At 45.5% G+C, this 15711-nt stretch carries 12 protein-coding genes; 2 read left to right on the forward strand and 10 right to left on the reverse strand.

From position 1 onward, the window contains the following. Positions 1 to 25: 25 nt before the first annotated feature. The 4 genes from BCU07_RS10850 to rlmD all read right to left on the reverse strand — a co-directional run bounded on the left by BCU07_RS10850 (position 26) and on the right by rlmD (position 6499). Positions 26 to 1666 (reverse strand): CTP synthase, encoded by a 1641-nt coding sequence (locus BCU07_RS10850; protein ID WP_017063214.1) that lies wholly within the window; start codon positions 1664 to 1666, stop codon positions 26 to 28. Between the two features lie 150 nt (positions 1667 to 1816). Continuing rightward, positions 1817 to 2614: a nucleoside triphosphate pyrophosphohydrolase gene (gene mazG, locus BCU07_RS10855; protein WP_102428520.1), complete on the reverse strand. Its 798-nt coding sequence runs from the start codon at positions 2612 to 2614 to the stop codon at positions 1817 to 1819. 208 nt (positions 2615 to 2822) lie between these two features. Then, positions 2823 to 5045 (reverse strand): GTP diphosphokinase, encoded by a 2223-nt coding sequence (relA, locus tag BCU07_RS10860; protein ID WP_017059036.1) that lies wholly within the window; start codon positions 5043 to 5045, stop codon positions 2823 to 2825. Positions 5046 to 5179: 134 nt separating this feature from the next. After that, entirely contained in the window at positions 5180 to 6499 is a 1320-nt protein-coding gene (rlmD, locus tag BCU07_RS10865; protein WP_102428521.1) for a 23S rRNA (uracil(1939)-C(5))-methyltransferase RlmD, read from the reverse strand. Positions 6500 to 6664: 165 nt separating this feature from the next. Between rlmD and barA the strand changes: the two genes are divergently transcribed. Both barA and BCU07_RS10875 read left to right on the forward strand, forming a co-directional pair. Further along, on the forward strand, positions 6665 to 9478 hold the full coding sequence (gene barA / locus BCU07_RS10870) for a two-component sensor histidine kinase BarA (protein ID WP_017067822.1): 2814 nt from the start codon (positions 6665 to 6667) through the stop codon (positions 9476 to 9478). A gap of 129 nt (positions 9479 to 9607) precedes the next feature. Continuing rightward, positions 9608 to 10845 (forward strand): IS3 family transposase gene (locus tag BCU07_RS10875; protein WP_102319877.1). Its coding sequence is split into 2 segments (ribosomal slippage): positions 9608 to 9980 and positions 9980 to 10845, totalling 1239 coding nucleotides; the frame shifts between segments, so codons are not numbered across the junction. 73 nt (positions 10846 to 10918) lie between these two features. Here BCU07_RS10875 and acpS read toward each other — a convergent pair. The 6 genes from acpS to lepB form a co-directional block, all read right to left on the reverse strand. Further along, positions 10919 to 11299, reverse strand: a complete 381-nt coding sequence (gene acpS, locus BCU07_RS10880; protein ID WP_017059039.1) for a holo-ACP synthase — start codon at positions 11297 to 11299, stop codon at positions 10919 to 10921. A 69-nt stretch (positions 11300 to 11368) separates the two neighbouring features. Then, positions 11369 to 12106 carry a pyridoxine 5'-phosphate synthase gene (gene pdxJ, locus BCU07_RS10885; protein WP_017059040.1) on the reverse strand — a complete coding sequence of 246 codons (738 nt, stop codon included), beginning with the start codon at positions 12104 to 12106 and terminating at the stop codon, positions 11369 to 11371. Next, the gene (recO, locus tag BCU07_RS10890) at positions 12103 to 12831 is read right to left on the reverse strand and encodes a DNA repair protein RecO (RefSeq protein WP_019826299.1); all 729 of its coding nucleotides are present in this window, start codon (positions 12829 to 12831) and stop codon (positions 12103 to 12105) included. Before recO ends, pdxJ begins: the two co-directional genes overlap by 4 nt. A gap of 102 nt (positions 12832 to 12933) precedes the next feature. Then, entirely contained in the window at positions 12934 to 13905 is a 972-nt protein-coding gene (era, locus tag BCU07_RS10895) for a GTPase Era (protein WP_017059042.1), read from the reverse strand. Continuing rightward, entirely contained in the window at positions 13898 to 14575 is a 678-nt protein-coding gene (gene rnc, locus BCU07_RS10900) for a ribonuclease III (protein ID WP_017066012.1), read from the reverse strand. Before rnc ends, era begins: the two co-directional genes overlap by 8 nt. Positions 14576 to 14601: 26 nt before the next feature. Continuing rightward, a complete protein-coding gene (gene lepB / locus BCU07_RS10905; protein ID WP_017066013.1) occupies positions 14602 to 15498 on the reverse strand; it encodes a signal peptidase I in 897 nt (298 codons plus the stop codon). Positions 15499 to 15711: the final 213 nt, after the last annotated feature.

Genomic DNA, 15711 nt, shown 5'->3' on the forward strand with positions numbered 1-15711 from the left:
CTTACGCAGCTACCTGTATTCCTTTTTACTTCTCTAACTCGCCGCGCTGGAACTCACCAGCCGCTTTAACGAAACCTGCAAACAATGGGTGACCATCGCGAGGTGTTGAAGTGAACTCTGGGTGGAATTGAGCAGCAACGAACCATGGGTGGTTCGGGTTCTCAATAACTTCAACCAGTTTCTTGTCCGCAGATAGACCCGATACTTTTAGGCCCGCTTTTTCGATTTGTGGACGAAGATTGTTGTTCACTTCGTAACGGTGACGGTGACGTTCATGGATCGTCGCGCTACCGTATAATTCGTAAGCTTTCGTCCCTTTCGCTAGGTGACAAAGCTGTGAACCAAGACGCATTGTGCCGCCAAGGTCAGATGTTTCTGTACGCTCTTCAACTTTACCTTCGCCATCAGTCCACTCAGTGATAAGACCAACAACTGGGTACTTAGTTTCAGTACAGAATTCAGAAGAGTGTGCCCCTTCCATTTTCGCAACGTTACGAGCGTACTCGATAAGTGCTACTTGCATACCTAGACAGATACCTAAGTACGGTACTTTGTTTTCACGAGCGTATTGAGCAGCAAGAATCTTACCTTCAACACCACGGTCACCAAAGCCACCAGGAACTAGGATTGCATCTAGGCCTTCTAAAACTTCTACGCCACGAGACTCAACGTCTTGTGAATCTACGTATTTAATATTAACGCTTAGGCGATTTTTCAAGCCCGCGTGTTTTAGCGCTTCATTTACTGATTTGTATGCGTCTGGTAGTTCAATGTACTTACCAACCATACCAATCGTCACTTCACCCGTTGGGTTAGCTTCTTCGTAAATTACTTGTTCCCATTCAGACAGGTCTGCTTCTGGAGCTGTGATGCCGAAACGCTTACATACAAGTTCATCAGTACCTTGAGCTTTAATAAGCTGAGGGATCTTGTAGATAGAGTCAACATCGCGCATAGAAATAACTGCATTTTCTTGCACATTACAGAACAGAGCAATTTTCTTACGCTCGTTCGAAGGAATGTTGCGGTCTGAACGACAAACTAGGATGTCTGGCTGAATACCAATAGACAGTAGCTCTTTTACAGAGTGTTGCGTTGGCTTAGTTTTCACTTCGCCCGCAGCTGCTAGGTATGGCACTAGAGTAAGGTGCATGAACATTGCGCGTTCACGGCCTAGTTCTACTGCTAGCTGACGAATCGCTTCCATGAATGGTAGAGATTCGATATCACCAACCGTACCACCAACTTCAACGATCGCAATATCGTGGCCAGCTGCGCCAGAAATTACACGCTCTTTGATAGAGTTAGTGATGTGTGGGATAACCTGAATAGTTGCACCTAGGTAATCACCGCGACGCTCTTTAGCGAGTACGTCTGAGTAAACACGACCTGCAGTGAAGTTGTTACGCTTAGTCATCTTGGTGCGAATGAATCGCTCATAGTGACCAAGGTCAAGGTCTGTTTCAGCGCCATCTTCCGTAACGAACACTTCACCGTGCTGAGTCGGGCTCATAGTGCCTGGATCAACGTTGATGTAAGGGTCAAGCTTCATCATAGTCACTTTAAGACCACGAGCTTCTAAAATAGCCGCAAGAGATGCTGCAGCAATACCTTTACCTAGAGAGGATACAACCCCGCCAGTAACAAAAATGTAATTTGTCGTCATGTTTAACCTGAAATTGGTTGAATGAGGGAAATGGACTACTTCTGGACGGGATGAAAATATACCAGAAGCCCCTTATCGCCACAACGTGAAATCTATCACACTGCTATTTTTTATTTTTTGCTTCAAATCAATTCATGATAAAAGCTTTGGTTATCTTTTCTCCGCCACTTTGACTTCACCCCACATGGAATCAAGCTGTTGTAGTGAAAAGTCAGTCAAATTTTTACCTTGCTGACGAACTTTTTGTTCCACCCCTTTAAAGCGACGCGAAAACTTGAGATTGGCTTTATTGAGTGCCGATTCTGGGTTTTTACCTAAATGTCGTACCAAATTGACCGTCGCAAACAGCAAGTCTCCCAACTCTTCTTCAACCAAATCTTCATTTGGCGTCACTTGAAGTGCCTCTTCCAGCACCTCATCGACTTCCTCTAAAACCTTATTAGCCACTGGGCCAATAGAGTCCCAATCAAAGCCATATTTCGCTACCTGTTTTTGAATCTTTGTAGCACGTGAAAGCGCAGGTAGAGAGTTTGGTATTGAGTCTAGAATACTTTCTTGAGTTTTGCCTGCCTGAGCTTTTTCTTTGGCTTTTTCAGCTTCCCAGTTGGCATTAATTTCTTCATCGCTCGCAAACTCGGTATCAGAAAACACATGCGGATGGCGGCGTGTTAGCTTTTCGTTAATGCCATCAACCACATCAGAGAACTCAAACAACCCCTGTTCTTTCGCTAACTGGCTATAGAAGATCACCTGAAACAACAAGTCACCCAACTCTTCTTGTAGGTTCGGCCAATCTTTGTTGTGAATCGCATCCACCACTTCGTACGTCTCTTCGATAGTATGCGGGACAATTGTTTCAAAATTTTGTTTTAAATCCCAAGGACAGCCACCTTCTGGATCGCGCAGCTTAGTCATAATTTGTTCTAGTTGTTCAATCGGGTGGCTCATGGTGCTTTCCTATTATTCTGTTTGATTGTTTTAATCTAATTCTTTTCTTAAAACTAAAAAAGGTGAGCAGCCAAAACCACTCACCTTTCTATTTTTCGTCATCTCCAAGAGTGAAGTATGAGCGAGTTGGGGATCTCAAACCGCTTGGCGAGATTCCCTATCACGTTCGTCCCTCACTGTAGGGAATGACATAAATGACACAAAAGGATCATCCAAGTCTCTTAACGCTCATTACATCTTTGATCTGCTCGACTCGACTTGTCACTCGGCTCAGAATCTCAATATTGGTCACTTCCAAATCGAAATCCATTACCGATAGCTGACGCTTGTAGTCGATGCGGCTCTTCATTGTCGTCACACTGATCTTCTCGTTCGAGAACAGTGAGGTGATGTCTTTCAACAAGCCATTACGTTCTAGCGCTTCAACACGCAGCGTTAGGATGTATGAGCCGACAAAGCCATTACCCCAAACGGTATCAATGATACGTTCTGGCGCATGCACGCTTAGCTCGCCTAGCTGTTCACAGTCAGCGCGGTGCACTGAGATACCACGACCTTGAGTGATGTAACCTTTAATCACATCACCTGGGATTGGCTGACAGCAACGCGCTAGGTGCGTCATTAGGTTATCAACGCCCTCAACCACTACCGCATCTTTCTTCGGACGACTCTGTTGTGCCGGCTTGTTTTCCGACTCAAGCAGTTTCTCTAGCGCTTTCTTGTCTTCTTCTTCCGCCGTTGGCTTATTCACTAGCGCATTGATGTGATTAACCACTTGGTTAATACGCAAGTCGCCACTACCAATACCTGCATAGAGTTCGTCTGGCGTATTCACGTTAAAGCGTTTTAGTGCGTATTGATCAGCATCTTTTAGGGTTGCGCCTACTTTCGCTAGCTCAACTTCCAGGATATCACGACCCGCTTCTAGGTTTTTCTCACGGCTTTGTGCGCGGAACCAAGCGTTGATTTTCGCTCGAGCTCGACCAGAATGAACAAAACCTGTGGTTGGATTTAACCAGTCACGAGATGGGTTCGGCTCTTTCTGCGTGATGATCTCAACTTGATCGCCCATCGATAGTTTATGAGTGAACGGTACGATACGCCCCGCTACTTTGGCACCGATACAGCGGTGTCCGACCATCGAGTGGATGTGGTAGGCGAAATCCAACGGGGTTGCGCCCATTGGTAAGTCGACCACGTCACCACGTGGAGTAAATGCGTATACACGGTCATCGAAGACTTGGCTACGTACCTCATCCAGCATCTCGCCAGAGTCCGACATCTCTTCTTGCCAGTCGATAAGTTTACGCAACCAAGTGATTTTCTCATCGTAGCCACTACGGCCGCTTGAAGCTCCTTCTTTGTACTTCCAGTGCGCCGCCACACCAAGCTCAGAGTCTTCGTGCATTTGCTTAGTACGGATCTGAATCTCAATGGTCTTGCCTTCAGGGCCAAGTACTACGGTATGAATCGACTGGTAACCATTTGGCTTAGGGTTCGCCACATAATCATCAAATTCGCTCGGGAGGTGCTTGTATTTAGTGTGTACCACCCCAAGGCCGGCGTAACAGTCTTGCAGCTGGTCAGCGATAATACGTACTGCTCGTACGTCAAAAAGCTCATCGAAGGCTAAGCCTTTCTTCTGCATTTTGCGCCAGATACTGTAGATGTGTTTTGGTCGGCCACTCACTTCAGCATTGATGTTTGAACGCTGCATTTCTGCGGTTAAATCATCAACGAAATCTGTGATGTATTGTTCACGAACGATACGACGCTCAGACAGCTGTTTTGCAATCTGCTTGTAGGTATCTGGTTGTTGGTAGCGGAATGCGTAATCTTCGATTTCCCACTTAAGTTGGCCGATACCTAAACGGTTTGCCAGTGGGGCATAGATGTTAGAACACTCTTTTGCGGCCGCGCGACGCACAGCATCAGGCGCTTTTTTTACCTCGATAAGGTTACAGATTCGTTCAGCGAGTTTGATGACTACGCAGCGGAAATCATCGACCATAGCCAGTAGCATGCGTCGAACGTTATCAACTTGACCCGAGGCAGCACTGCCTTCAAGGGTCACGTTTAACTGGCCTAAGGCCGCCATTTCTTCAACGCCGTCAATCAACTTTACGGTTTCTTTACCGTAGCTTTCTTCAAACGCTTCGCGCTCAAAAACGCCGCTTGAGACGACGGGGAAAAGTTGTGCAGCAATTAAAGTGGCACGGTCCATGGACAAGGTGACCAAGATTTCGATCATCTCACGGCCACGCCAAAGCAAGAGCGATGCTTGCTCGTGATCTTTTAAAAGTTCTTCACAGTGACGATAAACTTTAATCAGTTTATTCGAGGTTTTTGCGTCTTGATTCAATGACGCAATCCAACTTTCTAGCTCAAACTGTTCGCTTGGGTTTAAATGTGCGCTTCGTACCGCAACCATCATGCCTTCCTAGTTATTATGTTTTATACCCAATTCAATATGACTAACTGGTTCCAAGTTAGTTCGACCATATTGATATCAGCGCAGGCTTCCCTGCGCCTTTGTGATTCATTTGAAGCCTTGTTTAAGGGCCTCTAAGCCTTGATAAAGAGAGCCATCGATTCTAGATGACTGGTGTGTGGGAACATGTCCAACATACCCAGTTTGGCTAATTGATAGCCTTGTTTTTCTAAGCTCTCAGAATCTCTAGCTAGAGTAGCAGGATTACACGAAACATAAACCACACGCTTCGCTCCTAACGCTGAAATTTGATCAACGATCCCACTCGCTCCCGCACGTGCCGGGTCAAGCAATACTTTATCGAATTTCTCTTTTGCCCAAGGCTGTGAAGATAAGTCTTCTTCAAGGTTAGCTTGGTAAAATTCTGTATTGCTTAACTGGTTTAACGCTGCATTAGATGCGGCTTGCTGAACCATTTCATCAACGCCTTCTACACCAACCACAAACGCCGATTGTTGCGCGATAGGCAGACTAAAGTTACCGAGACCACAAAACAGGTCTAGCACTCGCTCATCCGCTTGAGGCTCTAGCCACTCAATCGCTTGAGCCACCATCTGCCGATTCACTTTCTGGTTTACTTGGATAAAGTGGTTTGGCTCAAACGGTAACGTCACGCCAGTTTCGCTGTAAGAAGGTGTATCGCCGACTAAGCGAACCAACTTATCGGTTTCAGGCATCGAATACAGCGTAGCGCCTTCTTCTTTTGCTAACGCAATCAGCGCTTGCTCATCTTTTTCAACCAGAGGCTTAAGGTGACGTAGCACCATAACAGGGCCAGTATCGCCCAACACCAATTCAACGTGTCCTAAAGACGTAAGGCTGTTGAAAGTGTTCAGTAAATTTTTCAGTTTTGGCAGCAACACATTAAGGCGAGGATCAAGCACGGCACAGTCGGTGATGTTTTCAATCTGCTTACTCTGCTTCTTACGGAAACCGAATTGAAGCTGTTGTGTCTTCTTATCAACAAATAGGCTGATACGTGCGCGACGTCGATAACCGGTTTCATCACCGACAATAGGTTGTGCAACTTCAGTGTTCGCCGTTTGGTATTGGCTCATCAGGTGCGTCAGAGATTGCGATTTATGCTCAACCTGAGAAGAGTAACCTAGGTGTTGAAGGTGACAGCCACCACACTGATTAAAGTGCTTACAAAACGGCTTTAAACGCTGCTCGCTCGGCTTCAATAACTTGATGAGTTTAGCTCGCGAAAACTTACTTTTGCTCTCAGTAAATTGAATAACCACCTGCTCACCGGGCAATGCGCCATCAATGAAAACCGGTTTATTCTTTTGATAAGCGATGCCAGCGCCATTGTGATCCATTCGTTCAACCAAAACCGATTGATGCTTGGTCTCGAGTTGAGTTTTCTTTTTTGGTTGGAAAAAACGTGCCATTGCTTGTGCCTAATGTATCTTTTAATAAGTAATTGGTATCCAGGACTCACTATTATGTCTTGGAATCATTGTCGAACGTCACGGCTTTGATTAAGCTTACCGTTCACTTAACCGCCATTGTGTGCGTTATTTTCCCATATCCAGACCTCGATGTAATTAAAGAACATGACCAGATATGGCTTAAGAGCCCGTGTAATTACCTTAACTCTAGCTCCAACCCTGATTATTGGGTTGCTATTGAGTGCATTTTTCTCATTTAACCGCTATCAAGACCTTGAAGGTCAAGTGGTTAACACTGGTACTAGCATCATTGAGCCACTTGCGATTGCGAGTGAATCAGGCATGAAGCTCGAAAGTCGAGAGTCTGTTCGTCAGCTTATTAGCTATGCGCATCGAAAGAATTCTAAGCTAGTGCGCAGTATCGCGGTGTTTGATGAGCGTCATGAGTTGTTTGTAACCTCAAACTTCCACCCCGATTTTGAAAGCCTGACCTACCCCAAAGATAAACCGATCCCGCATTTAAGCTCATCGAACCTTCTCGATAATACGCTGATTCTGCGGACACCTATCATCGCCGAAGGCCAGTACATCAATTCAGCCAACGGTCAGTCTCAAGCTAATCAAGCGATCGGCTACATTGCGATTGAATTAGATCTTTCATCACTTCGATTGCAGCAATATCAAGAAGTGTTCTCTGCATTCTTAGTGTTGATTCTCGGGCTTGGTTTATCGGGCGTGTTTGCGTTCCGCTTAATGCACGATGTCACTCAACCGATCACACACATGAAAAACATGGTCGACCGAATTCGTCGAGGTCACCTAGATGTGCGTATCGAAGGTAAGATGCATGGTGAGCTAGACTCGCTGAAAAACGGTATCAATGCGATGGCGGTATCGCTATCAGAGTATCACGTCGAGATGCAGCACAGTATCGACCAGGCCACATCAGATTTGCGTGAAACTCTTGAACAGCTAGAGATTCAAAACGTTGAGTTAGACATCGCGAAGAAACGCGCTCAAGAAGCGGCTCGTGTTAAGTCTGAGTTCTTAGCGAATATGTCTCACGAATTGAGAACGCCGCTGAACGGTGTGATTGGCTTTACTCGTCAAATGCTCAAGACTCACCTATCGAACAGTCAAACCGATTACCTACAAACCATTGAACGCTCGGCAAACAACCTGCTTAGCATCATCAACGATATCTTGGACTTCTCGAAACTTGAAGCCGGTAAATTAGCCCTAGAGAACATCCCATTTGAATTCCAAGCCAGCCTTGAAGAGGTAGTAAACCTTCAAGCAACCAACGCTCATGAGAAAGGCCTAGAACTGACACTGAAGATCGACCCTAAAGTACCGCCAGGTGTGGTGGGCGATCCACTGCGTATTCAGCAGATCCTAACCAACCTTGTTGGTAACTCAATCAAGTTTACCGAACGCGGCAACATTGATATCAGCGTTGAGCTTCGCTCACAAAGTGAAGACAACATCGAGCTGCAATTCATGGTTCGCGATACGGGTATTGGTATTTCTGAGCGTCAACAAGCTCAGCTTTTCCAAGCTTTCAGCCAAGCCGATGCAAGTATCTCTCGTCGTTACGGCGGTACAGGCTTAGGTCTGGTTATCACCCAAAAACTGGTCAGCCAAATGGGCGGAGAGATCAGCCTAACCAGTCGTCTTCACCAAGGCTCTACCTTCTGGTTCACCTTGAGACTATCAACGACTGATATGCCGATGACAGAGCTGATTGAGACGCAGTGTCTGCAAGACAAACAACTGCTGCTTATCGAGCCAAACATGCAAGCGGCATCGATTACTCAGCAAATCCTAACCCAAGAAGGCTTAGTGGTAACGTATCGTTCGGTGATGCCAGATGAGACGACCTCGTATGACTACGTTCTGCTTAACCTAGCCGCCAACCAAGAGTATCAATTTGATACTGTGAGTGGTTGGGCGATCGGTGCGAAGAAGATTGCTCAAAACGTGATTATTGGTACACCAAGTACCGAGCTAGCGTTGGGTGAGCAACTAATGAAAGAGGTCGATGTTCAGTGCATCACCAAGCCTCTTTCTCGTAAGAAGTTGCTGCAAACTCTGGTATCGAATCAGGCACCTACCTTGATTGCACCAGCGATTGAAACGCATTCTGAAGAGAAGTTACCGCTTACTGTGATGGCAGTAGACGACAACCCAGCCAACCTTAAGTTGATTACCGCGCTGCTTAAAGAGCGTGTAGAAACCGTCATCAGTTGTACCAGTGGTCAGCAGGCGATAGACAAAGCGACAGAGACGCCATTTGATATCATCTTCATGGATATTCAAATGCCACAGATGGACGGTGTAACCGCTTGTCAGAACATCAAAAAACTGGCGAACAATGCGAATACACCTGTAATTGCCGTGACCGCACATGCAATGATTGGCGAACGAGATCGACTGCTTGAAGCGGGCATGGATGACTACCTAACCAAACCTATTGAAGAGCATGTTTTACAGCAGGTTCTGATTCATTGGAGCTCGACCTCTGAGGTTGAGCACATCGAAAAAATAGATCCAGACCACCCAGCGGTCTCTGCTGAAGTCGACAACGGTCCGGTGTCAGAAACTGAAGCCAGCGTGCACACAAACATCATCATTGATTGGCAAGCTGCGATGAAACAAGCCGCCAATAAAGAAGACCTCGCACGCGATATGCTGCAAATGCTCGTCGACTTTATTCCAGAGGTGTATGAGGCAGCAGACAAAGCGATAGAAGACAGTGACTATCCAGTTGAAGAGCTGATACACATCATTCACAAGATGCATGGCAGCAGCTCGTACAGCGGCGTACCAAGGCTAAAATCGGTATGTGCGACAATAGAGAAAGAGCTGCGTTCAGGTACTTCTGTTGAAGACATTGAACCTGAGCTTTTCGAGCTTCAGGATGAATTAGATAAGGTTCAAGCAACCGCGATTCACTACTTGAAACAGGCGAAGGCCTAGCGGGTACTTGTTACTCACTAGTATTCTTTAGAGGGTTTACCCGCCAATAAAAAAGCAGAGCTCATGAGCTCTGCTTTTTTCTGTCTAGATGTCCCGTCCTGAAATGTGTTTACACATTGAGGACGAATTATGGCTACTTCAAATAATACCTACGTTAAGCGCACTCAGCGTGATTACACACTAGGCTTTAAATTACAGGTCGTCGCCGCTGTAGAAAGAGGCGATATGACATATAAACAAGCCCAAACCATTTATGGTATCCAAGGCCGTTCAACTGTTTTAACTTGGCTTCGAAAGCACGGTAAGATGAATTGGGCGCAAACTCCAAGGATGAATACCATGCACCAATCAACTAAGCCTAAAGAGTCACCAGCACAGAAAATAAAGCGTCTTGAGAAAGAGCTGGAAGACGAAAAAATCAAGAATCTCTTTTTAAATAGAGTGGTTGATATTCTTGATGCTGAACACGGAACTAGCCTCAGAAAAAAGTATCTCACCAAGGAGCAAGAAGCCTTCAAGAACAAGAAGGAATAAGTTTAGTTCGAGTATGTAAGCTATGCGGGATAACGAGACAAAGCGTTTATCAACGAGAAAAGCGAGCTGTTCATCGCCAGTTGGAACTTAAACCCATCAAACAAATGGTGTTGGATATTAGACGTTATATGCCTCGGGTTGGCACTAGAAAGCTCTACTTTTTACTTAAGCCAAAGTTGCAAGAACAAGGTATCAAGTTAGGTCGGGATGCTCTTTTCAACTACTTACGTGATGAACGGTTATTGGTAAGACCTAAACGTAGTTTTACGAAAACGACAAACAGTAAGCATTGGATGAAAAAACATCCGAACTTATTAAAGAACTACAAACCATGCACTCCAGAGGGTGTGTTAGTAAGTGATATTACCTATATCCAATCAGATGAAGGCATTCACTATCTCTCATTGGTAACTGATGCGTTTAGTCGGAAAATTATGGGCTACGAGCTGAGCAACGAAATGAAGGCGACGGATGTTGTGAAAGCGCTAGATATGGCTATTAAGGGGCGTCAATATCATCGTTCGTGTATCCATCACTCTGATCGTGGTCTCCAGTATTGCTCCGGTGTTTATCAAGATAAGTTGAAAAGTAGCGGCATAAGCCCCTCGATGACAGACGGTTATGACTGCTATCAAAATGCATTAGCAGAGAGAGTAAATGGAATACTGAAACAAGAGTTCTTACTTAATAAGTGTAAAAACCTCGGAGAGCTTAAACAACTAGTAAAAGAGTCTATAAGTACCTATAACAATATGAGGCCGCACCTTAGTCTCAGGATGAAAACTCCAAATGAGGTGCATGAAAAAAGCCAACAGCTGATGCTGTTGGCTTAGTAGAAATACTGTCAACGTATTTTAGGACGAGACAAGAGCCAAGAGCACTAGATATAAAGTCGCGATAATCTGTTTACGATTCGAGTAACACCGTTGCCACAGCGTAGTGACGCTCATCCGAGATAGTCAGATGAATCGATGTTGTGCCATTCGCCTCTGCGATTTCACGCGCTTTCTTGTGTAAGCTCAATACTGGCTTACCATGCTCATCGTTTGAAATCTCAAAGTCGTGGAAGGTAACACCCAGCGCAATCCCCGTACCTAACGCCTTAGATGCAGCTTCTTTAGCAGCAAAACGTTTTGCAAGGTAACGGCCTTTTTGCTTCAACTGTTGGAATACTTCAAACTCAGAATCCGTCAAAATACGCTGAGCAAAAGCGTCGCCACTTCGCGACAGCGCCTTCTCGACACGTTCGATTTCTGCGATATCTGTACCTAATCCAACAACTGCCATGTTTCCTCTACTACTTAACTTCTGTCTAATGATTAACTGTACATCGCTTAGTGCCGACGACTTGCCGAACTAAGCGTTGTTACGTGCTGTTTCCATGATTGCTTTCATGTCTGCAACGGCTTTGTTTAAGCCATCAAACACTGCACGTCCCATGATCGAGTGACCGATGTTCAGCTCGTAGATCTCTGGAAGTGCCGCAATCGGTGCTACGTTGTGGTAAGTCAGACCATGACCCGCATTGACTGTGATACCTAAGTCATCTGCATAGCTTGCGCCTGCTGCGATCTTCTTAAGCTCGTCTTGTTGATCTTCTTCTGTCTTAGCATCAGCATAGTGACCCGTGTGCAGTTCAATGAACGGTGCGCCACACGCTTTTGCAGCATCGATTTGCTCACGGTCAGCATCGATAAACAGAGATACCTTGATACCTGCTGCAGACAGTTTTTGTGTCGCCGCTTTGATCTTCTCTAGTTGACCAACTACGTCCAAGCCACCTTCAGTGGTTAGCTCTTCACGTTTTTCAGGAACCAGACAAACAAACTCAGGATTAGTATCGAGTGCAATTTGAACCATCTCGTCCGTTACGGCCATCTCCAAGTTCATGCGAGTTTGAAGTGTTTCAGCCAGAATACGCACATCGCGATCAACGATGTGACGACGGTCTTCACGCAGGTGAATAGTAATGCCATCTGCACCAGCACGTTCAGCGATTTCAGCTGCGTGTACTGGATCTGGGTATTTAGTACCACGTGCATTACGTAGTGTTGCAATATGGTCGATATTAACGCCTAAAAGGATTGAGCTCATTTTCCAATACTCCGTGCTCTGGAGAGGGCTATTGTTGGCATAAATAGCTCTCTACTTTTTAATGGTTTGCCGCCAAGATACGGCTTTAAGGCTATGCGTGTAAAGCGTTTTGCCGCTTTTAACTGCTCTTTAGTGATAAACCTACGTTCGCTGATTGCAATAAGTTCATCGCCCATAAAAGTCAGGTTATCTCGACGTACTGAAGCGATGAAACCTTTCTGCTCTCGATAGCGATAAGTCATGCTCGGATCAATCGCTTCGCCAGTGCCCGCGCAGTGTAAAAAGTCGACGCCGTAACCCATAGCAGATAATAGAGCCAGCTCAAAGCGACGCAGTGCTGGCTCAGGATTATCATTATGCGCCAGCTCTGTTAAAGCATGAAGATAGTCGTGAAAAAGTGCAGGCATCGGTACTTCCGCCATCAATACCCGACCGATAAGCTCGTTCACGTACATGCCTGAATACAGATTAATACCGGCGAGAGGGAGCCCCAAGCTGATGGGTTCAGCTTGGCGTAAGGTTTTCATCGAACCATTACCAGACCACTTAAGCAATAGCGGCGTAAAAGGTTGTAATGCACCTTTCAAATTGGAACGCTTGCTGCGAGCGCCTTTAGACATCAACGTCACCCGACCGAACTCTTCGCTGAAGACGTCCAAGATCAGGCTCGACTCACTGTATGGTCGACGGTGCAACACAAAGCATCGCTGTAACCCTTCGCTCAATCACTTACCCTTATTACAGATACAAAAAGAGAGAGTTCGCACTCTCTCTTGGATTTATCTTCAGTTCAACTTTCTTAATCTCAGAAAGTGACGTTCAATATATTATAGATCGTCGATGTAGCCTAACGAGCGAAGTGCACGCTCATCATCAGCCCAGCCAGATTTAACCTTGACCCAAGTCTCTAGGTAAACCTTACGGCCGAATAGCTCTTCCATATCGATACGCGCTTCACGACCAATCGTTTTGATCTTCTCGCCCGCTTTACCAATCACCATTTTCTTCTGGCCTGTACGCTCAACAAGAATCAGTGCATTGATGTGGAAGCCATCGTTATCTGGGTTGTAATCGAAACGTTCGATTTCAACCGTTACCGAGTAAGGTAGCTCGTCACCCGTAAAGCGCATCAGCTTTTCACGGATAATTTCAGAGGCCATAAAACGTTGCGAGCGATCAGTCACGTATTCTTCAGGGAAGTGGTGTGTCGCTTTAGGTAAATGTTCACGTACGTGCTTACGCAGTACATCAATATTTTTACCTTGCTTCGCTGAGATTGGCACTACATCAATGAAGTCCATCTTCTTAGAGACTTCCATCATGTGCTGCATCACGTTAGTACGGTCTTGAACGTTATCTACTTTGTTGATGCAAAGTACAACTGGGAAGTCAGTCTTCTTCAGTTTGTTCAGAACCATCTCATCGTCGTCAGTCCAGTGAGTACCATCGACAAGGAAGAATACTAGGTTTACATCACTCAATGAGCTGTTCGCCGCACGGTTCATCAAGCGGTTGATGGCACGCTTTTCTTCAATATGAAGTCCAGGAGTATCAACAAAGATCGCTTGGTAATCACCCTCAGTTTCAACGCCCATAATACGGTGACGTGTCGTCTGTGGTTTACGTGATGTAATAGAAATCTTCTGACCCAGAATATGGTTCAGAAGCGTCGACTTACCTACATTTGGGCGACCGACAATAGCGATGAAGCCACAGTGTTGGTTTTCCGGTAGGCCTGTTTTTTTGCTATCAGATGAAAAGAATGCATCGATATCGAAATCTTGGTTGTTATCAGACATTGCTTAGTTGCTCTAATGCTGTTTCAGCAGCCGCTTGTTCTGCCTTGCGGCGGCTAGTGCCTTTACCGATAACAGGTTTATCCACACCTGCCACTTCACACTCAACCGTAAACTCTTGGTTGTGTGCTTCGCCTTTAATATTAGTCACTGTGTAGACAGGTAGAGGATTTCTTCGACCTTGCAAAAACTCTTGTAGGCGAGTTTTCGGATCTTTTTGAGATACTCCAGGCTGAATAGCATCTAGGCGAGATTGGTACCAGCTTAAAATAATGCCGCGAACCGTCTCGGTATCACTATCTAAATAGACAGCGCCGATGACCGCTTCAACCGCATCCGCTAGAATAGAATCACGACGGAAACCGCCACTCTTCAACTCACCTGGACCTAATTTTAAGTAATCTCCTAGTTCGAATTCACGACCTAGTTCTGCCAATGTATGACCACGTACTAATGTTGCGCGCATGCGGCTCATATCACCTTCGTTTACCTTAGGAAAACGGTGGTAAAGATCATCAGCGATAACAAAACTTAAAATTGAATCGCCCAGAAACTCAAGACGTTCGTTATGTTTACCTGCGGCGCTGCGGTGAGTCAGCGCCAAGTGGATAAGATCGGCATCATTAAACTGATAGCCAATCTTTCTCTCTAGTTTATCAATTGGAGAATTCATGCTCTCTCGATGTGTTATGTGATCGATTAATGAATCCCACCGATGCGATTAAAACGCACACCAGTAGGAATCCATGTTGGAAGTACACTGTCTGAACCGCGTTCGAATTCGAAGCTGATCCAAATAGCAACGGCCTTACCAACAAGGTTTGCTTCAGGGACAAAGCCCCAGTAACGGCTATCGGCACTGTTGTCACGGTTATCACCCATCACAAAGTACTGGCCTTCTGGAACGACCCATTCGTTAACACCATTGCGAGGCTGATATGCTTGCACACGATCGCGGCGCAATGGGTTAACTAAAATCTGGTGTTCTACGTCTCCAAGCTGTTCGTTCAGCTGAATCAGAGGCACACCATCTTGAATAAATTGGCTCTCTTCAACATTACTTAGTTTCACTGGTTCACAGCTACTTGTACCCTTCGCCTGAATGCAGATCTCTTTACGACTGCTGTAGCGAATCGTGTCACCTGGCATACCAACAACACGCTTAATGTAGTCGATGTTTGGCTGAGGTGGGTACTTAAATACGATTGAGTCACCGCGTTCTGGCTTGCCTGTTTCTACCAATTGAGTGCGCCATACTGGGTCTTTTAGACCGTACGCGTACTTCTCTACCAAGATGAAATCACCAACCAAAAGGGTTGGCATCATCGAGCCAGAAGGGATTTGAAACGGTTCATAGATGAATGAACGCAAGATCAAAACAAATGCAATTACCGGGAAAATGGACACACTGTTCTCAACCCACCAAGGTTGAGCCGTAACTTTTGCGCTAGTTTCAGCGTCTAGGCCATTCGATTGTGCTTCAACGTCAGCAAGCTTTTGCTGGCGCTTCTTCGCCCACACAAACTTTTCCAACGCCCATACAATGCCGGTCACTAGAGTTACGATCACTAAGATAAGCGAAAATGTATTAGCCATTGATATCCCTTAAATTTCATTTCTTTAAAAATAACGAAAGTGAAAGAGTATAACCCTTTCACTCTGCTTAATATTTCTAATCTGTATCAATCATGCTGACTAAATGCTGGGGAGATTACGCAGGAAAAATCGTTTAGTTCGAGGCGCAAAGTGCAGTGACTAGCGGGCCTAATTGCAATCTTTGCAACAAAGAAATAAACGATTTTAACCAGT

The sequence above is a fragment of the Vibrio sp. 10N.261.54.E10 genome (assembly GCF_002877735.2).
In the GTDB taxonomy this organism is placed as follows: Bacteria; Pseudomonadota; Gammaproteobacteria; order Enterobacterales; family Vibrionaceae; genus Vibrio; species Vibrio crassostreae_C.

Bases quoted from the DNA above. Each gene is read 5' to 3' on its own strand.
- BCU07_RS10850 (WP_017063214.1), bottom strand. From the start codon at position 1,666: ATGACGACAAATTACATTTTTGTTACTGGCGGGGTTGTATCCTCTCTA.
- era (WP_017059042.1), bottom strand. From the start codon at position 13,905: ATGTCTGATAACAACCAAGATTTCGATATCGATGCATTCTTTTCATCT.
- mazG (WP_102428520.1), bottom strand. From the start codon at position 2,614: ATGAGCCACCCGATTGAACAACTAGAACAAATTATGACTAAGCTGCGC.
- rnc (WP_017066012.1), bottom strand. From the start codon at position 14,575: ATGAATTCTCCAATTGATAAACTAGAGAGAAAGATTGGCTATCAGTTT.
- lepB (WP_017066013.1), bottom strand. From the start codon at position 15,498: ATGGCTAATACATTTTCGCTTATCTTAGTGATCGTAACTCTAGTGACC.
- barA (WP_017067822.1), top strand. From the start codon at position 6,665: ATGACCAGATATGGCTTAAGAGCCCGTGTAATTACCTTAACTCTAGCT.
- relA (WP_017059036.1), bottom strand. From the start codon at position 5,045: ATGGTTGCGGTACGAAGCGCACATTTAAACCCAAGCGAACAGTTTGAG.
- pdxJ (WP_017059040.1), bottom strand. From the start codon at position 12,106: ATGAGCTCAATCCTTTTAGGCGTTAATATCGACCATATTGCAACACTA.
- acpS (WP_017059039.1), bottom strand. From the start codon at position 11,299: ATGGCAGTTGTTGGATTAGGTACAGATATCGCAGAAATCGAACGTGTC.
- rlmD (WP_102428521.1), bottom strand. From the start codon at position 6,499: ATGGCACGTTTTTTCCAACCAAAAAAGAAAACTCAACTCGAGACCAAG.